Origin of the sequence: Pseudoalteromonas sp. SG45-2, from assembly GCF_014164115.1 — a bacterium.
GTDB lineage: Bacteria > Pseudomonadota > Gammaproteobacteria > Enterobacterales > Alteromonadaceae > Pseudoalteromonas > Pseudoalteromonas distincta.
Map to the genome: position 1 here is coordinate 1 of NZ_JACJEO010000010.1, position 23449 is coordinate 23449.

20 protein-coding genes and 5 tRNA genes are annotated in these 23449 nt (G+C 39.4%); 5 read left to right on the top strand and 20 right to left on the bottom strand.

The annotated features are described in order from the left end of the window. Window positions 1–157 precede the first annotated feature (157 nt). The 11 genes from H5116_RS08800 to H5116_RS08850 form a co-directional block, all read right to left on the bottom strand. On the bottom strand, window positions 158–2059 hold the full coding sequence (locus H5116_RS08800) for a SurA N-terminal domain-containing protein (protein ID WP_182696377.1): 1902 nt from the start codon (window positions 2057–2059) through the stop codon (window positions 158–160). 171 nt (window positions 2060–2230) lie between these two features. Beyond that, window positions 2231–2521: an HU family DNA-binding protein gene (locus H5116_RS08805; RefSeq protein ID WP_158000827.1), complete on the bottom strand. Its 291-nt coding sequence runs from the start codon at window positions 2519–2521 to the stop codon at window positions 2231–2233. A gap of 183 nt (window positions 2522–2704) precedes the next feature. Then, complete coding sequence (lon, locus tag H5116_RS08810) at window positions 2705–5074, bottom strand: endopeptidase La (RefSeq protein ID WP_182715984.1); 2370 nt, start codon at window positions 5072–5074, stop codon at window positions 2705–2707. 151 nt (window positions 5075–5225) lie between these two features. Next, entirely contained in the window at window positions 5226–6509 is a 1284-nt protein-coding gene (gene clpX / locus H5116_RS08815) for an ATP-dependent protease ATP-binding subunit ClpX (protein ID WP_002958344.1), read from the bottom strand. A 134-nt stretch (window positions 6510–6643) separates the two neighbouring features. Further along, entirely contained in the window at window positions 6644–7261 is a 618-nt protein-coding gene (gene clpP, locus H5116_RS08820; protein ID WP_002958346.1) for an ATP-dependent Clp endopeptidase proteolytic subunit ClpP, read from the bottom strand. Window positions 7262–7425: 164 nt separating this feature from the next. Continuing rightward, on the bottom strand, window positions 7426–8730 hold the full coding sequence (gene tig / locus H5116_RS08825) for a trigger factor (protein ID WP_002958347.1): 1305 nt from the start codon (window positions 8728–8730) through the stop codon (window positions 7426–7428). Between the two features lie 378 nt (window positions 8731–9108). Beyond that, a tRNA-Pro gene (locus H5116_RS08830) sits at window positions 9109–9185 on the bottom strand. Window positions 9186–9255: 70 nt separating this feature from the next. Continuing rightward, window positions 9256–9332, bottom strand: a tRNA-Pro gene (locus H5116_RS08835). A 14-nt stretch (window positions 9333–9346) separates the two neighbouring features. Then, window positions 9347–9422 (bottom strand) — tRNA-His (locus H5116_RS08840). A gap of 23 nt (window positions 9423–9445) precedes the next feature. Further along, window positions 9446–9522: transfer RNA gene (locus H5116_RS08845), tRNA-Arg, on the bottom strand. Window positions 9523–9579: 57 nt separating this feature from the next. Further along, a tRNA-Pro gene (locus H5116_RS08850) sits at window positions 9580–9656 on the bottom strand. Between the two features lie 353 nt (window positions 9657–10009). On the opposite strand from H5116_RS08850, the gene folD reads away from it, so the two are divergent. Continuing rightward, window positions 10010–10864 (top strand): bifunctional methylenetetrahydrofolate dehydrogenase/methenyltetrahydrofolate cyclohydrolase FolD, encoded by an 855-nt coding sequence (folD, locus tag H5116_RS08855; protein WP_002958348.1) that lies wholly within the window; start codon window positions 10010–10012, stop codon window positions 10862–10864. A 72-nt stretch (window positions 10865–10936) separates the two neighbouring features. Here folD and cysS read toward each other — a convergent pair whose 3' ends face one another. Next, a complete protein-coding gene (cysS, locus tag H5116_RS08860) occupies window positions 10937–12316 on the bottom strand; it encodes a cysteine--tRNA ligase (protein ID WP_182715985.1) in 1380 nt (459 codons plus the stop codon). Window positions 12317–12471: 155 nt separating this feature from the next. Here cysS and H5116_RS08865 point away from each other — a divergent pair, with 155 nt between their 5' ends. The 3 genes from H5116_RS08865 to H5116_RS08875 all read left to right on the top strand — a co-directional run bounded on the left by H5116_RS08865 (window position 12472) and on the right by H5116_RS08875 (window position 14629). Further along, the gene (locus tag H5116_RS08865; protein ID WP_002958350.1) at window positions 12472–12963 is read left to right on the top strand and encodes a peptidylprolyl isomerase; all 492 of its coding nucleotides are present in this window, start codon (window positions 12472–12474) and stop codon (window positions 12961–12963) included. Window positions 12964–13051: 88 nt separating this feature from the next. Next, window positions 13052–13789 carry a UDP-2,3-diacylglucosamine diphosphatase gene (locus tag H5116_RS08870; RefSeq protein WP_182715986.1) on the top strand — a complete coding sequence of 246 codons (738 nt, stop codon included), beginning with the start codon at window positions 13052–13054 and terminating at the stop codon, window positions 13787–13789. A gap of 54 nt (window positions 13790–13843) precedes the next feature. Continuing rightward, window positions 13844–14629 carry a transporter substrate-binding domain-containing protein gene (locus H5116_RS08875; protein WP_138488746.1) on the top strand — a complete coding sequence of 262 codons (786 nt, stop codon included), beginning with the start codon at window positions 13844–13846 and terminating at the stop codon, window positions 14627–14629. Here the strand turns inward: H5116_RS08875 and miaE are convergent. After that, on the bottom strand, window positions 14626–15393 hold the full coding sequence (gene miaE, locus H5116_RS08880; RefSeq protein WP_182696375.1) for a tRNA isopentenyl-2-thiomethyl-A-37 hydroxylase MiaE: 768 nt from the start codon (window positions 15391–15393) through the stop codon (window positions 14626–14628). The genes H5116_RS08875 and miaE overlap by 4 nt on opposite strands. A 205-nt stretch (window positions 15394–15598) precedes the next feature. Between miaE and H5116_RS08885 the strand changes: the two genes are divergently transcribed. Beyond that, window positions 15599–16198 carry a Yip1 family protein gene (locus H5116_RS08885; protein ID WP_024596370.1) on the top strand — a complete coding sequence of 200 codons (600 nt, stop codon included), beginning with the start codon at window positions 15599–15601 and terminating at the stop codon, window positions 16196–16198. Between the two features lie 114 nt (window positions 16199–16312). Here the strand turns inward: H5116_RS08885 and purF are convergent, their stop codons facing one another. From purF to H5116_RS08920, 7 genes are all read right to left on the bottom strand, one after another. Next, a complete protein-coding gene (gene purF, locus H5116_RS08890) occupies window positions 16313–17839 on the bottom strand; it encodes an amidophosphoribosyltransferase (protein WP_024596369.1) in 1527 nt (508 codons plus the stop codon). A gap of 18 nt (window positions 17840–17857) precedes the next feature. After that, complete coding sequence (locus tag H5116_RS08895; RefSeq protein ID WP_002958356.1) at window positions 17858–18352, bottom strand: CvpA family protein; 495 nt, start codon at window positions 18350–18352, stop codon at window positions 17858–17860. Between the two features lie 195 nt (window positions 18353–18547). Further along, window positions 18548–19189, bottom strand: a complete 642-nt coding sequence (locus H5116_RS08900) for an SPOR domain-containing protein (protein WP_002958357.1) — start codon at window positions 19187–19189, stop codon at window positions 18548–18550. Between the two features lie 11 nt (window positions 19190–19200). Then, window positions 19201–20466, bottom strand: coding sequence for a bifunctional tetrahydrofolate synthase/dihydrofolate synthase (folC, locus tag H5116_RS08905; protein WP_002958358.1), 1266 nt, complete (start codon window positions 20464–20466; stop codon window positions 19201–19203). Window positions 20467–20491: 25 nt separating this feature from the next. Next, on the bottom strand, window positions 20492–21367 hold the full coding sequence (gene accD / locus H5116_RS08910; RefSeq protein ID WP_007376856.1) for an acetyl-CoA carboxylase, carboxyltransferase subunit beta: 876 nt from the start codon (window positions 21365–21367) through the stop codon (window positions 20492–20494). A gap of 155 nt (window positions 21368–21522) precedes the next feature. Continuing rightward, window positions 21523–22317 carry a tRNA pseudouridine(38-40) synthase TruA gene (gene truA / locus H5116_RS08915; RefSeq protein ID WP_165724236.1) on the bottom strand — a complete coding sequence of 265 codons (795 nt, stop codon included), beginning with the start codon at window positions 22315–22317 and terminating at the stop codon, window positions 21523–21525. A 278-nt stretch (window positions 22318–22595) separates the two neighbouring features. After that, window positions 22596–23449 (bottom strand): FimV/HubP family polar landmark protein (locus tag H5116_RS08920; RefSeq protein ID WP_310735989.1); only part of this gene is annotated, 854 nt, incomplete at its 5' end.

Here is a 23449-nt window from a genome sequence, read left to right on the forward strand (position 1 = left end):
GAGTATGTTCGTTAATCATAATGTGCCCTCAAACAAGATTTGAAGATCTGATCATGACATTGAGATTTAGTTCAAAAAAATCCCCGCTAATTTCTTAGCAGGGATTTGTGTATAAGAGACAGCTTTAAAAGCGCCTTTCTTTATGAGCTAAAATTAATTACTCAACAGTTTGTGTAGCCGTTGGTAAGTTAAGCTCAGCATTGGCTTTAAGCGCTTCAATAAATACCATGTAGTTTTTATTAGCTTGCGCCATAGTAATGCTTTGTTTTGCTTGAGGGTCAATATTAGCTGCAACTTGTGCATCCGTTACCGACTTAAGCGCAACAATTGCTGCATCACCATTATTTAAATTAACGAGATCGACTACCGCAGAATCCGCTGGGTGAGCCATTTTAAAAGCTTGAGTCACAATAGCAGGTGAAACAGTGTAGCTTTGACGTGTTAACTGCGCTTCTTGGCGAAGTGTTAAGCTTTGCTCGTTAGCAACATCGTTTAAGCTCTTACCTGCTTGTACTTCTGCAAATAAGCTACGTGCCTTTTCTTTAGCAAGCTCAGATGATTTTTCATTCACTAAACGCGCTTTAATTTCCTCGCTTACTTCGTCTAACGGCTTAGTAGCAGCAGCTTTATGCTCGTTAATACGAACAATGATTGCATGCTCATCGCCAAGCTCAATAACTTCAGAATTTACTTTATCTTCAAGTAAATCAACTGATGTTAATGCTGTAACAACTGCAGGGCTGTTTAACGGCTCTGGTAGAGCATTAAGTGCTAAAAGAGGTGTAGATTTAACTTCCACTTCAGCAACTTCTGCAGCATCATCTAAGCGGTCTGAAATTTCAAATGCAAGTGCACCCATTTCAGTTTGCTTTTCGTAAAATGCATCTATTTTTTCAGCTTGTTCTAATTCAGCACGTAAGTCAGCTTTAACATCGTCATACGCTTTAACTTGTTGTGGTTGAATGTCAGTAAGTTTAATTATGTGATAACCAAACTCAGAAGTAACAACGTCAGAAATATCACCTTTATTTTCAAGCGCGAAAGCCGCGTCTTCAAATGCAGGGTCCATTACATCACGCTCAATCCACTCAAGATCGCCGCCCATTTCGCCACTAACGATATCGTCAGACGATGATTGTGCTAACTCAGCAAAGTCTGCACCTTGCTCTAGCTGTGCATGAAGAGCATTGGCTTTTTCTTTTGCTGCATCATCGTCTTCACTGTTATCAATTAAGATATGTGATACGCGACGCTTTTCTGGCTCAACGTATTGTGCTTTGTTTTGCTCATAATACGCTTTAACGTCATCCTCGGTTACCGATTCAACATTGATATCTGCTGCTTTAAGCTCAATGTAACTTACTGAAATAAGCTCTGGAGATAAAAATTGAGATGCGTTTAAGTCGTAGTAATCAGATACTTCTTGATCTGATACTTCAACATTCGCGGCAAGTGCCTCTTTGTTTACAACTACGTAATCAATACTACGAGTTTGCTGCTGAAGAGCAATTGCGCTTTTCAGCTCGCTCTCTAGAGCAAAGTCTGTACCTGCAACAGCAGATACTACCTGGCTGCGTGTCATATCTTTACGTAAATATTCACGAAAAGCATCTGGTTGAAAATTCATTTGACGAATTACTTGTAGGTAACGGTCGTTATTAAATTTTTCACCAATTTGAAAGTACGGTAATTCTAAAATTGTTTTACGTACACTTTCGTCGCTTACGCGAAGGCCTAAATCAGCCGCTAGCTGTGATTGCAATTCTTGTTGTACTAAGCGGTCAACTACACCTTGACGAATTTGTGCCATGTAATTTGGATCAGCTGCAATTTGTGTAAAGTATTCACCAAATTGTTGCTCTAAACGGCTACGTTCATTTTGGTAAGCACGGTTAAAATCGGTTTGACTAATTTTAATTCCATTTACTTCAGCAACGGGTTGTTCTGTGGTTTGACCTAAGTAACTACCGATCCCTGCTAAGGCAAAAGATAAAATCACCGCGCCTAAAATTATTTTGGCTACAGGTCCTTGCGAACCTTCTCTGATTTTCTCAAGCATTTGTTTATCTCTTTTTGATCAAGGTATTTTACCTTGTCACATGTAAAAAAAGCGTATCTTACCAGATACGCTTTTTCACTTGAAGTAACTGGCGGAAAAGTTACTTAACTCATCTGTTGTGGTGAATCAGTAACTTTACACTCGCCATAACTAATGTGTTTAAAACAGTGATTAGTTTACTGCGTCTTTAAGCGCTTTACCGGCTTTGAAAGCTGGAATAGTTGCAGCAGCAATTTGGATAGTTTCACCAGTTTGCGGGTTACGGCCTGAACGTGCAGCACGTTCACGTACTGAGAAAGTACCAAAACCTACAAGTGCAACTGAGTCGCCATCTTTTAGCGCGCCAGATACAGATTCGATGAATGAATCTAGTGCACGACCTGCAGCCGCTTTAGAAATGTCAGCATCAGCTGCGATTTGATCGATTAATTGAGATTTATTCACAATATCATCCTCTTTCATTGTTATTATCAAGAGCGATGGTTTTTTAAACTAACATCACTTTTTTGAAAATTTTAGAGCAAACTTTTAATGCCCACATGATTATATTTTTCTTAAGCCTAGGCCCCGTAAGGGCTAGGCTTGAAAACCAGTGCTTAACTTATCATACCGTTTAGATTTGAAAAGCCCTAAAAAGCACTTTTTTTATGTTTTTTCTTGGTTTTTAGGTGTTTCGACCGAAAAACTCTCAACAGGATACACTAAAGCAAGCTTTAACACCTCGTCAATCCAAGTAACTGGGTGAATATCAAGACCTGCCAGCACGTTGTCTGGTATCTCTTTTAAGTCACGTTCGTTAATTTTTGGAATGATCACTGTTTTAATTCCACCACGATGCGCCGCTAATAACTTCTCTTTTAAACCACCAATCGGAAGTACTTCACCGCGTAATGTAATTTCACCAGTCATAGCAACATCTGCTCGTACAGGATTACCCGTTAAGCTAGATACAAGACCCGTTACCATTGCTGCGCCCGCACTAGGACCATCTTTTGGTGTTGCGCCCTCAGGTACGTGTACGTGAATATCACGTTTTTCGTAAAAGTCGCTGTTAATACGGAAAGTATCTGCTCGATTACGCACAACCGTCATTGCCGCTTGAATCGACTCTTGCATTACATCGCCAAGAGAGCCGGTGTAACTTAACTTGCCTTTACCTGGCACTGCCGCACATTCAATTGTTAGCAAATCACCGCCAACTTCTGTCCATGCTAAGCCTGTAACTTGACCAATACGGTCGCCATCTTCAGCTTTGCCATAGTCAAAGCGCTGCACACCTAAAAACTCTTCTAGGTTATCTTGATTGATGGTCACTATTTTAGTGTCTTTTTCAAGTAAGATATTTTTAACGGCTTTACGGCATAGTTTCGAAATTTCGCGCTCTAAGTTACGTACACCCGCTTCACGTGTGTAATAACGAATAATGCCAATAATTGCGCTGTCTTCGATAACTATTTCAGACTCTTTTAAACCGTTACGTTTAACTTGTTTAGTAATTAAGTGCTCTTTTGCAATGTTTAGCTTTTCATCTTCGGTGTAACCCGACAAGCGAATAACTTCCATACGATCTAATAATGGACCAGGAATGTTAAAGCTGTTTGATGTTGCTACAAACATAACGTCAGATAAATCGTAATCGACTTCAAGATAGTGATCGGCAAAATGACTGTTTTGTTCCGGATCAAGCACCTCTAACAATGCTGATGCTGGGTCGCCGCGCATGTCCGATGACATTTTATCGATTTCATCTAATAAGAATAATGGGTTTTTAACGCCCACTTTTGTCATGTTTTGAATTAGCTTACCTGGCATTGAACCTATGTATGTACGACGATGACCGCGAATCTCAGCTTCATCACGTACGCCGCCAAGCGCCATACGAACATACTTACGACCAGTCGAACGTGCAATAGATTGCCCAAGTGATGTTTTACCAACACCTGGTGGTCCAACTAAACATAAAATTGGCCCTTTGAGCTTATTAGTACGCTGTTGTACTGCGAGGTACTCAATAATGCGTTCTTTTACTTTATCTAAGCCGTGGTGATCGCTATCAAGAATTTTTTGTGCGCCTGCTAAGTCTTTTTTCACTTTAGAGCGTTTTTTCCATGGCACATTAATTAATGTATCTATGTATGAACGCACTACAGTTGCTTCTGCAGACATTGGCGACATCATTTTAAGCTTATTGAGCTCTGTAGTTGCCTTTTCTTTAGCTTCATCAGGCATGCCAGAATCTTCAATACGCTTTTTAAGCGCTTCAAATTCATCAGGCACATCATCAAGCTCACCAAGTTCTTTTTGAATGGCTTTCATTTGCTCATTGAGGTAATACTCGCGCTGAGATTTTTCCATCTGCTTTTTAACGCGGGTACGAATTTTCTTCTCAACTTGCAATAAGTCTATTTCGCCTTCCATTAGTGCCATTAAATATTCAAGACGTTCTGTGACACTTGAAATTTCGAGCACTTTTTGTTTTTCAGGTACTTTAAGCGGCATATGCGCTGCCATTGTGTCGGCAAGACGTGCTGGCTCATCAATACCTGAAACCGAAGTTAGTACTTCAGGTGGAATTTTTTTATTTAGCTTTACATAGCCTTCAAACTGGCTAATTGCGCTTCGGATAAAAATATCTTGCTCTTGTTCATCTACAGAATCAGATTCAATAAATTGAGCATTAGCGACAAAAAAGTCATCGTTATCTACAAATTCTTCAATTTGTGCGCGCTGTGTACCTTCGACTAAAACTTTAACTGTACCGTCTGGTAATTTTAATAACTGAAGTACAGTGGCAATAGTACCGATACGATAAATATCATCTTGCTCTGGTTCATCTACAGTTGCATCTTTTTGTGCAACCAAGAAAATTTGTTTGTCTTTGTCCATTGCCGCTTCTAGGCATTTTATTGATTTTTCACGGCCAACAAAAAGCGGGATCACCATGTGCGGGTATACCACAACATCGCGCAGTGCAAGGACTGGGATTTCGACTCGGTCGGTTCTCTCAAGCGTCATTATAGTTTCTCTTCGCACTTCATTTATTTTAAAGATTACTCAAGTATATGGGGATAACCTAATTAAAGTTCAACAATTTTCCCTAACTCGATTAAATTAATTATAAAAAAAGGAGCCTAAGGCTCCTTTTTCCATTCAAATAGCTTAAAAACTATTCTGATGCAGCTTTATCTTGTTTATTATTTTCATAAATCAAGATTGGATCTGACTCACCTTTAATAACGGTTTCATCAATAACTACTTTGCTTACATCATCCATTGAAGGAAGCTCGTACATAGTATCAAGTAGTACACCTTCAACAATTGAACGAAGACCACGTGCGCCTGTTTTACGCTCCATTGCTTTGTGGGCAATTGCAGCTAAGGCATCATCGCGAAACTCAAGTTCAACGTCTTCCATACCAAACAATACTGAAAACTGTTTAGTAATCGCGTTTTTAGGTTCACTCAATATTTGTACAAGAGCTGCTTCATCAAGTTCTGTTAACGTAGCCACTACCGGCAAACGACCTATGAACTCAGGAATTAAGCCATATTTAACTAAATCTTCTGGCTCTACGTCTTTAAATGTTTCACTTAAAGAACGACTCGCCGCAGACTCTTTTACGCTAACGCCAAAACCGATACCGGTGTTTTTATGGCTACGTTGCTCAATTACTTTATCTAGGCCTGAAAATGCACCACCACAAATAAACAAGATTTTAGATGTATCTACTTGTAAAAACTCTTGCTGTGGATGTTTACGACCCCCTTGCGGTGGAACAGAAGCAACGGTACCTTCAATCAGTTTAAGTAGCGCCTGTTGAACGCCCTCGCCTGATACGTCACGCGTAATTGAAGGATTATCTGATTTACGAGAAATCTTGTCAATTTCATCGATGTAGACAATACCGCGCTGTGCTTTTTCAACATCGTAATCGCACTTTTGTAAAAGCTTTTGAATGATGTTTTCAACATCTTCACCTACATAACCTGCTTCGGTTAATGTAGTGGCATCAGCCATAGTAAACGGCACGTCAAGTAGGCGCGCTAATGTTTCTGCAAGTAATGTTTTACCACTACCTGTTGGGCCGATAAGCAAAATATTACTTTTACTTAATTCAATGTCTTGCTTAGTCGATTGGTTACGTAGGCGTTTATAATGGTTATAAACGGCAACAGACAATACTTTTTTAGCATGGTCTTGACCAATAACATAATCATCTAAGTGTTTACGAATTTCTTTTGGTACAGGTAGTTTGTCAGACGTATCATGCTTAGGAGCAATGTCTTTGATCTCTTCCCTGATAATATCGTTACACAACTCTACACATTCATCACAAACGTATACTGAAGGGCCTGCAATTAATTTACGCACTTCATGTTGGCTTTTGCCACAAAAAGAGCAGTATAACAATTTATTACTTTTGTCGCCGTCTGTAGGAGTGTCAGACATTCAGCTACCTCATTTTATTACGTTGGCCACCAAAACTATTGGCGGCTATTTCAATACGCTTTAACTATACCAAAATTTATTGGTTTTCGCATAGTAACTCAAAGTGGCAAACAGGCAGTCCTGCTTACCAGCGCTTACTTTTTGTCGCGATTTGTAAATACAGAGTCTACCAAGCCGTAATCTACAGCTTGCGAAGCACTCATGAAGTTATCACGATCAGTGTCTTTAGAGATAATATCTAATGGTTGGCCTGTATGCTCAGCCATTAAGCGGTTAAGCTTATCTTTAATAGACAGAATTTCTTTAGCGTGTATTTCAAAGTCAGATGCTTGACCTTGGAAACCACCTAATGGTTGGTGAATCATCACACGTGAGTTTGGTAGGCAAAAACGCTTACCTTTAGCACCAGCAGTAAGTAAAAAAGCACCCATGCTTGCAGCTTGACCTACACATATTGTACTTACATCTGGTTTGATGAAGTTCATTGTGTCGTAAATAGCCATACCCGCAGTTACTGAACCACCTGGTGAGTTGATATATAAAAAGATATCTTTATCAGGGTTCTCTGATTCTAAAAATAGCATTTGCGCTAAGATCAGATTTGCCATGTTGTCTTCAACTTGACCTGTTAAAAAGATAATACGCTCTTTTAATAATCTCGAATAAATATCATACGAGCGCTCGCCTTTTGGTGTTTGTTCAACAACCATTGGGACCAATGCATTTAGGGGATCTGTAATACCAGTATTCATACTTATTTAATTCCTTATGCGCTTATACTTATCCTTATTATAAGGAAGCATAGTTATCGTTTTTCGCAAATTTAGAGCCAAAAACTAAAATGGCCCGGGCACGCTGTATAAACAGAGTAACACGAGCCATTTAATCGTTAGCGAGAGCTTAAGTCAATGACTTATTAAGCACCTTGCTGTGGATTCATGATGTCATCAAATGCTTTTTCAACATCAGTAACAACTGCTTTAGCTAAAATAGCTTCAACAGCTTGCTCTTCCATTGCTACATTACGCATTTGCTGCATAAGTTGATCATTACCTTTGTAGTATTCTACTACTTCAGTTGGATCTTCGTATGCAGAAGCTACTGTTGCGATTAATGCTTCAACTTTAGCATCATCAACTTTGATGTCGTTAGCTTTAATCACTTCACCTAATAAAAGGCCAGTTTTTACACGTGTTACAGCTTGCTCGTGGAACAATTCAGCTGGAAGCTCTGGCATGTTTTGAGCGTCGCCGCCAAAACGTTGAGCTGCTTGCTGACGTAGAGCATCAACTTCTTGATCAACAAGTGCTTTAGGCACTTCGATTTCGTTGTTAGCTAAAAGACCTTTGATTGCTTGGTCTTTAACGCTTGCTTTAACCGCTTGGTCTAGCTCACGTGTCATGTTCTTTTTAACTTCTTCTTTAAGCGCGTCTACGCCGCCTTCGGTAACACCGAATTTAGTTGCAAACTCTTCGCTTAATTCTGGTAATTCTTGCGCTTCAACTTTTTTCACTGTGATAGTGAATTGAGCCGCTTTACCTTTTAAGTTTTCAGCGTGGTAATCATCAGGGAAAGTTACATCAGCAACTACTTCTTCGCCTGCTTTTTTACCTACGATGTTATCTTCAAAACCTGGGATCATACGACCTTGGCCAAGTTCTAATGGGAAGTCTTCAGCTTTGCCGCCTTCAAATACTTCACCGTCGATAGTACCTACGAAATCAACTGTTACACGGTCGTTTTCGCCAGCAGCTGCATCAACATCAGCCCACGCTGCGTGTTGCTTACGAAGTGTTTCTAGCATGTTAGCTAAATCTTCGTCAGTTACTGTTACTGCTGGTTTTTCAACAGTAATTTTATCTAGACCTTGAACTTCAACTTCAGGGTAAACTTCAAACGTTGCTGAGAATTCTAAATCTTTACCTGCTTCAAGTGATTTAGGAGCGAATGTAGGCGCGCCAGCTGGATTGATTTTTTCAGAAACGATTGCTTCAATGTAATTACGTTGCATTACTTCGCCAGCAACTTCTTGACGAACTGCAGGGCCAAAACGCTTGTTAATTACAGATACTGGAACTTTACCAGCACGGAAACCATCTATACGCTGTGTTTTTGACAGTTGTTGTAGGCGTTTTTTTACTTCGGTCTCAACGTTCTCTGAAGGAACGGTGATAGTTATACGGCGCTCAAGGCCTTGGGTCGTCTCAACAGAAACTTGCATGATTTACCTCAATATTCAATTTTGGCGACTGTTCGCCTTCCTTTACAAACAAAGTGTTCTGCATGAGTCTTGATAAAGTTTAAGCGGTTTTCCACACTTAAAAGCATCCGTCGCTACCATGAGACACCATTGCTGCTTTGCCCTTCGGGCACTATGTTAAACAATAGACGCGGCATTATAACCTAATATTTATGATAGTCGAGTATAGGGGGCAATTATTTGGACTAGATAAGGGACTATAAAGACTAACTGAATAAAAAACAGGCTAACTACGGACTAAATAGAATAAAATAGAAATTATTTAATAGAATTATAGGCTAACAGATTTAGATTTATAACTTAGAGGAGTTTACTTATTGTTCTTATTGGATAAGAAAATGGTCGGCGATGCAGGATTTGAACCTGCGACCCCTTGGACCCAAACCAAGTGCGCTACCAAACTGCGCTAATCGCCGACATTGAAGAGTTAACTTCTTTTTTCATACTGAACACTTAAACTGAGAGTTTAAGACCATTTTAAGAAAATGGTCGGCGATGCAGGATTTGAACCTGCGACCCCTTGGACCCAAACCAAGTGCGCTACCAAACTGCGCTAATCGCCGATATTCGTTGTAAATGGGGTGACTGATGGGGCTCGAACCCACGACAACCGGAATCACAATCCGGGGCTCTACCAACTGAGCTACAATCACCGCTATATTTACATGTTTTCAAATGGTGCACCCAGAAGGATTCGAACCTTCGACCGACGCCTTAGAAGGGCGTTGCTCTATCCAGCTGAGCTATGGGCGCATCGAAAACTTCATAGTTTACCAATAAGCTATTCGATTATAAAAAATTATAAAAAAATGGTCGGCGATGCAGGATTTGAACCTGCGACCCCTTGGACCCAAACCAAGTGCGCTACCAAACTGCGCTAATCGCCGAAACTTATTATTGCTAGCGAGTGACCTCGTTGACAACGGGGTGCATAATAGTGATTTGACGGGGTTAGGTCAAACGTTTTTTTAAGAAAACCAATCAAGTGCTCATTTTTAGTGCACAATGGTTAAATATTACAATAGTCGGCTGAATTTTAAACTATTTAACAGCTCAAACGTTATATACCTTAAAAGCAACTTGGCGCTGCTATGCTTTTCTGCGAAAATAGTAGGCACATTATAAAACGAGTTAAATAAAGAGCGTATTTTTCTTTATTAGCATTTTTACCCCTATTTTATTATGCATTCGTTTTTAGAGTATCGGTATCTAGTTAATTAACCCCAATTAAAGGTCACCCATGACGGCAAACATCATTGATGGTAAGGCAATCGCAAAACAAGTACGTAGCGCTGTAGCAGAACGCGTAAGTGAACGTGTAGCAAATGGTTTACGTGCACCAGGACTTGCAGTAGTACTTGTAGGACTTGATCCAGCAAGCCAAGTTTATGTTGGTTCAAAACGTAAAGCCTGTGAAGAAGTAGGTTTTATCTCTAAATCATTTGATTTACCAGCAGACACACAAGAGCAAACTCTTTTAGATTTAATTGACGAGCTAAATAATGATGCCGAAGTTGATGGAATTTTAGTGCAGTTACCACTGCCAAAAGGTCTTGATGCTGAAAAGATTTTAGAACGTATTACCCCACATAAAGATGTTGATGGATTTCATCCATATAACATTGGTCGATTAGCACAGCGTATGCCTGCCCTTCGCCCATGTACCCCTAAAGGTATTATTACATTACTTGATTCAACGGGTGTACGTTATAAAGGGATGCATGCAGTTGTCGTTGGCGCGTCAAATATTGTTGGTCGTCCAATGTCGTTAGAGCTTTTATTAGCAGGTTGTACTACCACTGTGTGCCATAAATTTACTCAAGACTTAGAAACACATGTTCGCCGCGCTGACTTATTAGTTGTGGCTGTCGGTAAACCTGAATTTATACCGGGAGATTGGATAAAAGAAGGCGCTATTGTTATCGATGTGGGCATTAACCGCTTAGATACGGGTAAATTAGTCGGTGATGTTCAATACAGTGTGGCCGAACAAAAAGCGCATTTTATTACACCTGTACCAGGTGGCGTTGGCCCGATGACTGTCGCAAGCTTAATTGAAAACACACTTGAAGCGTGTGAAAAGTATCACAGCTAAGCTGTTAAAAAATCAAAAAAGGGTTGCCATTTGGCAACCCTTTTTTAGTTTGACCTGAATTACTTTAAACGCTTACGCTTTACGCCACGTTGTTTTACCAGCTGAATCTTCAAGTATTACACCTAATGCATTAAGTGCATCACGTGCTTCATCAGCAGCAGCCCAGTCCTTACTAGCACGTGCTTCATTACGTTTTACAATTAATGCTTCAATTGTCGCAACTTCGTCGTCATCTTGCCCACCTTGTAAAAAAGCTTCCGGTGCTTGTTGAGCAACACCTAACACTTCACCGAGGCTACGCAGTATAAACGCTAACTTGCCAGCTTGACCTGCGTCACTTTCTTTTACGCGGTTTAATTCTTTAGCAAGTTCGAACAACACAGGTAGTGCTTCTGGTGTATTAAAGTCATCATTCATTGCTTTTCTAAACTTAACAACAAACTCATTGCCTTCTAAGTCGCACTCTACCGGTACGACATCACGAAGCGCTGTATAAATGCGTTCAAGTGATGAACGCGCTTGGTCTAAATTTTCTTGTGAGTAATTTAATTGGCTGCGGTAATGCCCTGAAATTAAAAAGTAACGAACAGATTCGGCATCGTATGCTTTTAAAACTTCACGCACAGTAAAAAAGTTATCTAACGACTTAGACATTTTTTCTTTATTTACTTGCACCATGCCAGTATGTATCCATGTATTTACATACTTGCCGTTGTTTGCACAGCACGACTGGGCAATTTCGTTTTCATGATGTGGAAACTGTAAATCAGACCCCCCACCGTGAATATCAAAATGCTCACCTAAGTGTTTTGAGCTCATTGCCGAACATTCAATATGCCAACCAGGACGCCCTTCACCCCACGGTGATGACCATGATGGCTCACCTGCTTTGGCTTTTTTCCATAACACAAAATCAAGCGGATCGTCTTTATCTTGAGCCACTTCTACGCGAGAGCCCGATTGCAACATAGTTAAATCTTGCTGAGAAAGCGCACCATATTGCTCAAACGTTGATACATCAAACAAAACATCGCCATCAGCTGCAACATAGGCATGGCCTTTTTCAATCAAGCGCTTAACCATAACGATAATTTCATCCATATGGCTTGTAACTGTTGGTTCAACATCTGGGCGTAGCATATTTAGGCTATCAAAATCTTCATGCATCGCTTTAGTCATGCGCACAGTTAAGTCGTTTATTGACTCACCATTTTCATTTGCACGTTTAATTATTTTATCGTCGATATCTGTAATGTTACGTACATATTTTAAATCGTAACCAATATGACGTAAGTAGCGCACAATAACGTCAAAACCAACAAAAGTACGAGCGTGTCCAATATGGCAGTAATCATAAATGGTGATACCACACACATACATGTCGATTTTGCCTTCGACCATAGGTTTAAATTGCTCTTTTTGTCGCGTGAGTGTGTTGTATATATTTACCATTTACTTTGAGTCCTTGACTATTTACTTGAACAGTTATGTTACCACTTGAAAAGCCCCTGCTCTAGCGCTTTATAACAAACCAAACATCTACTTTGTTAATCTTAGCCAACTACGATAAAATAGCGCCAATATTTAAACCAGATATAGGAAAACACATGGTTGTTCTACACACCAATTTTGGTGACATCACCATTAAAATGTTTGAGCAAGAAGCTCCAAACACTGTTAAAAACTTTTTAGAGTATGCAAATGCTGATTTTTTCAACGGCACTATCTTTCATCGTGTAATCGATGGTTTTATGGTTCAAGGCGGTGGTTTTGTACCAGGTATGGAACAAAAAGAAGTTAACGACCCAATTAAAAATGAAGCTAATAATGGCCTATCTAACAAGATAGGTACTTTAGCAATGGCACGTACACCTGATCCTCATTCAGCTACAGCGCAGTTTTTCATTAACGTGAATAACAACGACTTTTTAAACCACAGTAGCGAAACATCGCAAGGCTGGGGTTACTGTGTTTTTGCTGAAGTAGTAGAAGGCATGGACGTAGTAAATAAAATAAAAGGCGTAGCAACAGGTAGTACTGGTTTTCACCAAGACGTGCCTCTTGAAGATGTGATCATCGAAAGCGTTACTGTTAGCTAATAGTAAGTTTACCCACGTAATGTGGAGTATCAGCGGGCATTTACCAATGTGTATACGCCCGCTTTATTTATATCGAAAAGACTGACCTATGACTCGCCAAACTTACTTTATTGCAGATTTACACCTAAGCGAAAACCGCCCCGACATTAGCGCTGCATTTTTTGACTTTTTAAATACGCATATACTAAATAAAGATGTAGATGCACTTTATATTTTGGGTGATTTTTTTGAAGTATGGGTTGGAGATGACTACATTACAGCGCTGAGTGCCGATGTAGCAAAGCATTTAAGCGCCGTTAATGATGGTGGGACACCTGTTTATTTTATACATGGCAACCGTGATTTCATCATGCGCAAGCAATATGCAGACATGGCCGCAATGACTTTACTCGAAGAACAAACAGTCATTGATTTATATGGTACGCCTACCGTTATTTTACATGGCGACGAAATGTGTACTCAAGATACTGAGTATCAAAAATTTCGTAAAAAAAGCCGTGGTTGGTGGTGGCCAAAATTAATGCTTGCAATGCCACTTTGGTATCGTAAAAAAATAGCGCGTAATGCCCGTGAAAAAAGTAAGTTGAGCCAAGCTGATAAACCTATCGAAATTTTAGACGTTGTAGATGAAGCCGTGCTTGCCACCTTTGCCAAACATAACGTTACTAATATGATTCATGGTCATACTCACCGCCCTAATGTTCATACCTATAAAGTTAATGAACAAACGCTTACCCGTACAGTGCTAGGTGACTGGTATACCCAAGGCTCTTATTTAGTCGTTACCCCTCAATCACAAGAATTAATTAGCACGCCTTTCGCATAATTTAAAATCCTGACTATTATTTAACTATATATTTGAATAATAGTGAGAGGTTTAATGATTAAGCTGTTAATTTTCATCGTAGTAATTGCCATTCCTACCAAAGTATTTAGCGAGCAAACATGGCAAATTGTTACTGAAAACTACCCTCCCTATTTTAGCGAAAACCTTCCTGATAACGGTTGGTTATATGAAATCACTCAATCAGCCCTTAAAACTCAAGGCATTAATAGCGAAGCCGAGTTTACGACATGGGACCGCGCCCTAAAGCTATTAGAAAAAAAGAGAAAAACAGCTATTTTAGGCGCTTTTTATTCATTAAAAAGAAATGAAGTTTTTTACTACTCCCGCCCACTTGCAGTTGCTCATTCAGGAATTTTTAAACGCAAAGAGAGTGCTATTAACTTCGATGGTACAGTTAAATCATTAACACCTTATAGTATTGGTACAGAAGATAATGCCTTTGTAAGCCAAGAGTTTACAAGAAATACTGAGCTGGCAATAACATCCACTAAAAGCCTTCCTACAAGTTTATACCTGCTACAACAAGGACGTATTGATTTGGTCGCAGGCACTAAAGAAGTAGGGAAGTATTGGCTTGAGCACAATAACGAAGTTGATTTAGATAAGAATAAAATTGAGTACTTATTGCCAGATCTTGCTTCTCATAAACTATATTTAGTTGTCTCTAAATCAAATTACAGGGCAAAAGAGTACTTACAAAAGTTTAATAGAGGGATTGATATAATAATTGAAAACGGAAGCATTGCTGAAATCATGAAGAAACACAATTTCAGCAATCAAAAAACAGCTGAATACATTAATTTTTTAAAAGAAAATTAGCTTTCTGCTATTGGCAGGCCACTATGAAACTTAAAATCTTCATCCTGTGATGAAATTAATTCGGCTTCAATCTCGCCAAATTCTTTAACTCGTTCGGTAATATCAAAATCAGCAATTTCTTGCGCTAAAGTTAGATAATCTTGGTAATGACGGGCTTCAGAGCGCAGCAGCGAAATATAAAAATCACCTAAACGTTTGTCAACATGCGGCGCAAGCTTTGCGAAACGCTCACATGAACGCGCCTCAATGTAAGCGCCTACAATTAATTTATCAACAAGGGCGTTTGGCTCAAACGTTTTAACATGACGAAGCATGCCTTTTGCATAACGACATGGTGTAATGCTTTGGTACTCTACACCGTACTCGTCCATAATTTCGAGCACTTGGTAAAAATGATGCAACTCTTCTTTTATCAACAATACCATTTTATCAATTAAATCTTGTCCATATGGCGAATTAGATTTAGGAATTATTGATTTAGTTAGCTTATTTTTAGCCGCGAGATCACGCCAATTTCCTTCACGCTTATAAATAAGCGTTTCAAATGGCTTTAGCCACTCGAGTAAGGCATCACTGCCCTCTTTATCAACAGCGTATTTACGTATTAAAAACATCGCACTTTGAGCCGCTTTTAACTCACAAATTAAGTGATCGATTAAGATTACTGATAAGTTCTCTTTTTTAATTGCCTGCTCCACCCACTGCTGTGGGGTTGTACACACTAAAAAGTTATTGATCGGCTCTAAAAGTTGGCTATGTGGCACGTTGACTGCTCATTACTAAATAAATTTGATATGCCATTATTTTAACACGAAATTTTGTTTGGGATAAATCAAAGCCCTAACCTGTGCAAAATGTTAATAGTGAGTTAACTTGACTTTGCAAAATAAGTGAACCATAACTGTACATAGACTGTATAAAAATAAACCAACCAAAACAGTAATACGTTCCTTTTATGGAGTAAGTACTATGATATTAAATCACCTCTGGGGCATTTATGCTCACCCACTTGAAGAATGGCAAACAATAGATAATCGCCATGAAAGTTTAACCTATAGTTTGTCGCATATTTTACTGATTGCTTTGTTTCCTTCAATAATGGGTTATTACTCATCTGTTTATTTAGGATGGAGTATAGGCGCAGGCGATCCTGTATTTTTAACGCACGATAGTGCGCTATTAATTGCAGTTGCAATGTATTTTGCTTTAATAGCGGGTGTTTTTGCATTGGCGTATTTGGCTCATTGGATGGCCGTTACATTTGGCTCTAAGCCTACATTTACACAAACACTTGAACTTGCAGCTTATACTGCAACACCTGTGTTTATGTCGGCGCTTGCCGCCTTTTGGCCTGTACTTTGGTTTGTAGTGTGTATTGGAATTATTGCACTAGCTTACTCGGTCTACTTACTTTATACCGGCGTACCAATACTTATGCATATTCCAGAAGAGCGTGGCTTTATTTATGCCAGCTCGGTTGTAACGTGTGGATTAATATTACTAGTTATTATTTTAGCTGTAACAGCTATGCTTTGGACAAATGGGATTGTTAGTCCAATGTTTACTTAATAAAGTTTAGCTAAAAAAGAGTCGTGTTTGATAGAAATGTTCCCTTTCTTTCCTTCGCAAAAAAGGAGCTAATTAGCTCCTTTTTTTATGTAACGACTTTTTATTAACTAATTATTAATCAGCTTCGTTTTCGTCTTGGTTGTGAATCTCTAAACTTGAAGACATCGCACTTTCGCGGGTGCTTTTTGCTGAATCGTTACGTAGCTCATCAATACGATTTAAATAGTTTTGATCAATGTCGCCTGTAATATATTGCCCATCAAATACTGAGGTTTCAAACTTAGTAATTTCAGGATTTTCTTGGCTAACCGCAGCTATTAAATCTTTTAACGATTGAAAGATTAAACCGTCAGAACCAATACTTGCATTAATATCTTCCACTTCACGTCCGTGAGCAATAAGCTCTGCTGCTGAAGGCATATCAATACCGTACACATTAGGGAAGCGTATTTCAGGCGCTGCGGATGCAAAGTAAACATTTTTAGCACCAGACTCTCGAGCCATTTCAACAATTTGTGCTGATGTTGTACCACGAACAATTGAGTCATCAACCAATAATACGTTTTTACCTTTAAACTCGCGATCAATTGCATTTAGCTTTTGACGCACTGATTTTTTACGCATCTCTTGGCCAGGCATGATAAATGTACGACCGATATAACGGTTTTTAACAAAACCTTGGCGATACGGTAAATCAAGCACACGTGCAATTTCCAGTGCTACATCGCATGAAGTTTCTGGGATTGGGATAACTACATCAATGTCTTTATCAGCCCATTCGCGTGCAATTTTTTCACCTAGTTTTGTGCCCATGTTTACGCGTGTTGCGTACACAGACATACGGTCTATTGTTGAATCAGGTCGAGCAAAATAAACAAATTCAAAAATACACGGCGAGTAAGATGCTTTATCTGCACAACTAAGTGAATGAAATTCACCTTCTTCTGTAACATATATAGCTTCACCAGGGGCAACGTCACGTACAAACTCAAAACCATCCGGTTTTAACGCAACGCTTTCTGAGGCGAACATGTACTCAGTGCCTTTTGCAGTCTCACGTTTGCCAAATACAAGTGGGCGGATACCATTAGGGTCGCGAAAAGCAACAATACCGTGACCAATGATCATAGCAATTGTTGCATAACCACCGCTTACTTTATTATTTACCTCGGTTACCGCAGTAAATATATCTTCAGGGTCTAAATGCAACTTATCAGATTTACTTAGTTCATGTGCCATGATGTTGAGTAAGATTTCTGAATCAGATGTTGTATTTACATGACGACGTGCTTCTGAGAATAACTGCTCTTTTAAAGCTTCTGCATTAGTAAGGTTGCCATTATGGGCAAGTGCTATACCAAACGGTGAGTTAACATAAAAAGGCTGTGCTTCAGATGAGCTTGAAGACCCTGCTGTAGGATAGCGCACATGGCCAAGACCTATCGTACCTTGTAGTCGTTTCATATGACGAGTGTGAAAGGCATCTTTCACTAAGCCATTTGCTTTGCGTAAGCTGAACGTATTATTCTCAATGGTAATGATACCCGCGGCATCTTGACCACGGTGCTGCAAAACAGTTAAGCCATCATAAATCGCCTGATTGACAGGGGATGTTCCGACTATTCCAACGATACCACACATGTAATTTATCCTCGCCGATTAACGGTTTACTGAATTTAAAAAGCTCGAGTTGTTTTCTAGGTACGAAAAGAACCATTCAACAACAAAGCCAAATTCTGGAATCAAAATAGAATTGCCCCACCAGTGCGTATTGGGTGCACCAGTAAAAGCATCAAGAAAGAAGAGTAACGCGCTCACGACCAACACGCCTCGTAGAGCACCAAACACTATGCCAAAGACACGGTCGGTACCCGATAAACCAGTACGATGTACGAGCTCACCTAAAATGTAGTTTAGTAAACCGCCTAACAGTAGCGTCGCAAAGAATAATATGGCTATGGCCGCCGCATTTCTTAAAAGGGGTTCAGAAATGGTTGTTAGGAAGGAAGCTAAATATTGGTAAAATAAGCTAGAGATGATAAAGGCGCCAGCCCATACCGCTAATGACATTGCTTCTTTTACAAAGCCGCGTATTAAACCGATGATGGTAGACAATACAATGATGCCAATAATGGCGTAATCAACCCAGATCATAAGAACCAATTAGTCGCTAATTTGGGGCGCATTCTATACCCAAACATCGTTAGTATGCAAGTTTAAACGGGAGATTACTGGGTTGTAGTTAATACAAAAAATTAACATTCTAGTGTAGGTATTGTGAGATAAAGATAATGATAAAAAAAATATAAATAAATAAAAAAAAGGCTTGTTATACAAGCCTTTTTAAAATTATTTTGTTACTTCGTACTGCGTAACTTTACCATTTAATTTAGTAAGCTCTTTGAGCTGGGGGAGCTGCTTTTGTAATTCACTTTTATCAAGCGAAGGACCAACAAATACTTTGGTTAGTGTCCCATTTGGGGTTTTAATCGGTTTAGTAAACGTTTTAAACCCTTCAGCCTTTAATTTAGCCTGTAATGCTTTAACGTTTGCAACATGTGAAAAACTACCTAATTGAATAACATAGGCCATACTCGTTAGGTTTTCATCACTTTTACGTGGTGCAATTGGCTCTGGCTTAGCTTGAACAGGCGCTTTTGTAATTGGTGTAGCTTTGGGTTCTATAGTTGCTTCAACAACTTTATCTTCCACAGCGTAATCACTCTCATCCATCGCGCTTTGCTGCTCAAAAGCTTCATCGTCAGCTTGAATGTCTTCAATTTCATCTTGCTTTAGTGGCTCAGCATTAGCCATATTTTCATCAATTGACTCTTGAAGATCGATTGTTTTGAACTCAGGGCGGTCTGGGATCGCTTTAAAGCCTTCTTTATAATGCACTTTTTCGCCATCGAGTATATTAGGGATAAACACAATTGCTGCGATCACCACTATACTTGTTCCGACTAAGCGATTAATAAAACTTGAGTTCACCGACATCCTCTCTATTTTTTAAAGTAATTAATAGCGCCAGCAACTGTAAAAAATGAACCAAATATAATCAACATAGTATCACTTTGTTGTTCTGGTAAAATTACATTCAGTGCTTGTGCCACACTATCATAGCTATTAATAGTATTATGATGAGACAATTCGTGCAGTGCATTTTGTAAATTACTTGCAGTGTCGCCTCGCGGGCCACTTAAGCTCGCTAATGACCACTCATCGACCAAGTGACTTACTTCTTTAAATACACCCGCTTTATCTTTATCAGCAAGCATAGCGGCTAATGCATGAATTTTAAAGCCTTTATCTTTATAGCTTGATAACTTATTGGCTAAATAACGCGCCGACTCAGGGTTGTGTGCTACGTCGGTAAAGACTAAAGGCTCAACACTTAACTGTTGAAAGCGCCCTTCGACAACTAAATTAGCTAAACAACTTCGTATAATTGATTCACTTGGTAATAAGTTTAAAACACTGAGCGTGGTTAATGCGGTAGCTGCATTTTGACACGGTATTGCAGGCTTATCTATTTCAAGATTATGTTCTTTATATTGCCAATTAAAGCTCTCAGCATTTTCTTTAAAAATAAAGTCACTGCCCGACAGCGTCATGTTGGCATTAATTTCTTTGCCGTAATCAGTCATTGTGTGAGGAATATTTAAATCCCCTATAATAGCGGGCGTATTTTCACGAAAAATACCGGCTTTATCATAAGCCACTAACTCACGGGTATCACCTAAGTACTCTTTATGGTCTAAGTCTATAGTGGTGATCACGCTTGCAAAGGGAGTGACTATATTTGTGGCGTCAAAGCGTCCACCTAAACCAACCTCTAGTAATACATAATCGACGTTACAGCGTTTAAAAATTGCCAACGCCCCCAAAGTACCATATTCAAAATAAGTCAGAGCAGTGTCTTTACGGCCTTGCTCAAGCTGGTGAAAAGCATCTATATGAAATTGGTCTGCCAATTCTTCCCCATTAACTCGTACACGCTCGTTATAACGAATTAAATGTGGAGATGCGTAAGTACCCACACTGAAACCTTGCGCTAGCAATAGCGACTCTAAGCACCGTGCTGTGGTGCCCTTACCGTTTGTACCGGCAATAAGAATAATTTTACTTGGAGTGTTTAACAGGCCAATATTGTTAGCAACATTAGCAACTCGTTCTAAGCCCATAGCAATGTTAGCTGGGTGAACACTTTCTAAATAAAAAAGCCAATCATCAAGGCTTGATGATTGGCTAGGAATTTTTTTTGTCATAGCGTGTAATCAGTAAAGCTGAAATTTACGCTACTCTATGCTCTTGTTCCGTAGAAGGCAAGTTCATAAATTTAGCTAAAATGCGTGCAAGGGTATCGCGCATTTCACGGCGGTCAATAATCATGTCAATTGCACCGTGTTCAAGCAAAAATTCACTACGCTGAAAGCCTTCAGGTAATGTTTCGCGAACTGTTTGCTCAATAACACGAGGACCTGCAAAACCAATTAACGCTTTAGGTTCTGCAACGTTAATATCGCCCAGCATAGCAAGCGATGCAGATACACCACCCATAGTTGGGTCAGTCATGACTGAAATAAACGGAAGACCTTTTTCAGTCATTTTTGCAAGTGCAGCACTTGTTTTAGCCATTTGCATAAGCGACATAAGCGCTTCTTGCATGCGTGCACCGCCTGATGCAGAAAAACAAATAAGCGGCATGTTATGCTCTAAACATTGATCAACAGCATCAACAAAGCGAGCGCCAACAACAGAAGCCATTGAGCCACCCATAAATGAGAACTCAAATGCTACTGCTGCAACTGGAATGCCTTTTAATCGGCCTTTCATAGCTACAAGTGCATCTTTTTCACCACTTGCTTTTTGGGCTGCACTGATACGATCAGAGTATTTTTTAGAATCTTTAAACTTAAGAATGTCTTTAGGCTCATGTTGTGTGCCAAGCTCTTGACGGTCACCTTCATCTAAAAAGTGCTCCAGGCGCTTACGGCCACTAACACGCATGTGGTGGTCACACTTAGGACATACGTTTAATGACTTTTCTAATTCAGCTTTATATAAAATTGAATCACACGATGTGCACTTAGCCCAAACACCTTCTGGGATTTCTTTACGACCTGATGATTTTGTCGTTTTAGGTAAGATTTTTTCTAGCCAACTCATTTGCAACTCTCTTAATGCTGTTCTGTGTCGCGAGCCTGCCAATAGCAATTAGCAGACAAATTTTTTCAATTAAAACATGAATTACACTAACGCGGTATAAAAAACTGGTCTTAGTAGTTAAAAGTGTTCATAAAAAACACTAACGGCAACCATAACTAAATTTCAGCGTCAGGTAAAAACAATGGACCTAAAGGCATTTTAGGAATATTAAACTCTTCAGGATAATCGACATCAACCAAGTATAAACCTGCAGCTTTAGCTGTAGCACTTGCTTTAGCACGCTCTTTACAATCAAGTAATTCTTTCAACCAAATGGGCTGTTGCTTATGTATGCCAATATCCATCAAGCTCCCCGTTATATTACGTACCATGTGATGCAAGAACGCATTCGCCTTAATATCAATAATAACGTAACACCCTTGGCGCTGTACCGATAAATGATGAATAGTGCGAGTCGGTGTATTTGCTTGACAATGGATCGCTCGAAAAGATGTAAAATCGTGTGTCCCGATCAAATACTGACAGGCTTCCTGCATTTTAACTTCATCTAATGGGTGATGAAAATGCGTAACCCCTTCGTTTAACACTGCTCCTCGAAAAGGAGAGTTATAAATAATATAGCGGTATCGGCGAGCGGTTGCACTAAAACGAGCATGAAAATCGACAGCAACTGGTTGTGCAAAGCGAATAGCAATATCTTTAGGCAATAAGGTATTCATACCCATTGTAAATGCGACCATGTCACGCGAAGCTTCAGTTTCAAAATGTATTATTTGACCTGTACCGTGCACACCCGCATCAGTTCGCCCCGCACATACTACTTCAACTGGGTGATTACAAATACGCGACAATGCCTTTTCTACTTCTTGTTGTACGCTATTTACATGTGATTGACGTTGCCACCCACTATAGCGTACGCCGTTGTATTCAACTCCAAGTGCTACTCGCATAATTACTGCTTTACCTACTGTGCTAATGAACACGGCATTTTATGCTATCTCTCGACGCAATAAAAGGAGGTGTGCGGTAATACCCTTTTTATTAAAAACATGATCATTTCAATGAATCAAATAACTTAATAATTACGATGTAAATTATTCTTTTATAACAATTACATACTATAAAATTCACTTCGTTAATGCGTTGCTTTCCCTTGTTATAATTAAACTAACATCCATAAAAAAACCCTTAATTAGAATAACCAATTAAGGGTTTTTTTAACAATTTGTTATTTTAGTTTCGCTTTTAAACTAAGTGCCTCTTCTTGAACTTCTTCTGGGCCTTTGTTGATGACATCCTCAATGACCTTGAGCGCAGAATCAAAATCATCAATTTCAATATAAGCACGCGCTAAATCTAGTTTAGCTGAATAACCACCACTTTCAGCATCAACATCGGTTGGGTTATCACCAGCAAGTAATGCATCAAACTCACTCAAACCGACATCCATATTAACGTCGGTGTAAGGTTCGTGTTCAAGTTCAGCCTCTTCACTTTCTTCTAATAATGAATCTATATCTACAAATTCATCATTATCAAGTTGCTCAATATCACTACTTTCAACAAGTGGCTCTTTTGTAGTTAATGAGTCATCTTCCTCTAAGTCTTCTTTTAGCAAGCTGTCAAAGTCGACATCAAATTCACTGCTATCCTCAGCACTTAATTCTTCAGGCTCCGCTAACTCACTAAGTAATGAATCAAAATCAGTTTGCGTCAAATTTGACATAAACTCTTCATCAAGTTCATCGTCAGAGCTAATATTAGTGCTACCTGCTTCATCTGAGTTTGTTAACTGTGCTTCGCGCTCTGCATTTGTTTGCTCTTGCTGCTCGTCTGATAACTCATCAGTTAGCGCTTGCTCTAAAATATCTTCGTCAAACTCAACATCTAAGTCAGAAAAATCGTCTTCAATTAAAATTTCATCATCAAAATCGTCTTCTAAACTATCTAAATCATTATTTTCAGAAAGCGCATTTGATAAGTCCTGCTCAGCTTGGCTGGAAGCGACTCCCTGCGCCTCACCGTCTAAATCATCACCTTGTAATTCTTCGGGGGTAAATGGCAACTCACTTTCTAGTGTTT

Bases quoted from the DNA above. Each gene is read 5' to 3' on its own strand.
- cysS (WP_182715985.1), bottom strand. From the start codon at position 12,316: ATGGTAAATATATACAACACACTCACGCGACAAAAAGAGCAATTTAAA.
- purF (WP_024596369.1), bottom strand. From the start codon at position 17,839: ATGTGTGGTATCGTTGGAATAGTCGGAACATCCCCTGTCAATCAGGCG.
- tig (WP_002958347.1), bottom strand. From the start codon at position 8,730: ATGCAAGTTTCTGTTGAGACGACCCAAGGCCTTGAGCGCCGTATAACT.
- H5116_RS08800 (WP_182696377.1), bottom strand. From the start codon at position 2,059: ATGCTTGAGAAAATCAGAGAAGGTTCGCAAGGACCTGTAGCCAAAATA.
- clpX (WP_002958344.1), bottom strand. From the start codon at position 6,509: ATGTCTGACACTCCTACAGACGGCGACAAAAGTAATAAATTGTTATAC.
- H5116_RS08865 (WP_002958350.1), top strand. From the start codon at position 12,472: ATGGTTGTTCTACACACCAATTTTGGTGACATCACCATTAAAATGTTT.
- H5116_RS08875 (WP_138488746.1), top strand. From the start codon at position 13,844: ATGATTAAGCTGTTAATTTTCATCGTAGTAATTGCCATTCCTACCAAA.
- H5116_RS08895 (WP_002958356.1), bottom strand. From the start codon at position 18,352: ATGATCTGGGTTGATTACGCCATTATTGGCATCATTGTATTGTCTACC.
- folD (WP_002958348.1), top strand. From the start codon at position 10,010: ATGACGGCAAACATCATTGATGGTAAGGCAATCGCAAAACAAGTACGT.
- folC (WP_002958358.1), bottom strand. From the start codon at position 20,466: ATGACAAAAAAAATTCCTAGCCAATCATCAAGCCTTGATGATTGGCTT.
- truA (WP_165724236.1), bottom strand. From the start codon at position 22,317: ATGCGAGTAGCACTTGGAGTTGAATACAACGGCGTACGCTATAGTGGG.
- lon (WP_182715984.1), bottom strand. From the start codon at position 5,074: ATGACGCTTGAGAGAACCGACCGAGTCGAAATCCCAGTCCTTGCACTG.
- H5116_RS08885 (WP_024596370.1), top strand. From the start codon at position 15,599: ATGATATTAAATCACCTCTGGGGCATTTATGCTCACCCACTTGAAGAA.
- clpP (WP_002958346.1), bottom strand. From the start codon at position 7,261: ATGAATACTGGTATTACAGATCCCCTAAATGCATTGGTCCCAATGGTT.
- accD (WP_007376856.1), bottom strand. From the start codon at position 21,367: ATGAGTTGGCTAGAAAAAATCTTACCTAAAACGACAAAATCATCAGGT.
- H5116_RS08870 (WP_182715986.1), top strand. From the start codon at position 13,052: ATGACTCGCCAAACTTACTTTATTGCAGATTTACACCTAAGCGAAAAC.
- H5116_RS08805 (WP_158000827.1), bottom strand. From the start codon at position 2,521: ATGAAAGAGGATGATATTGTGAATAAATCTCAATTAATCGATCAAATC.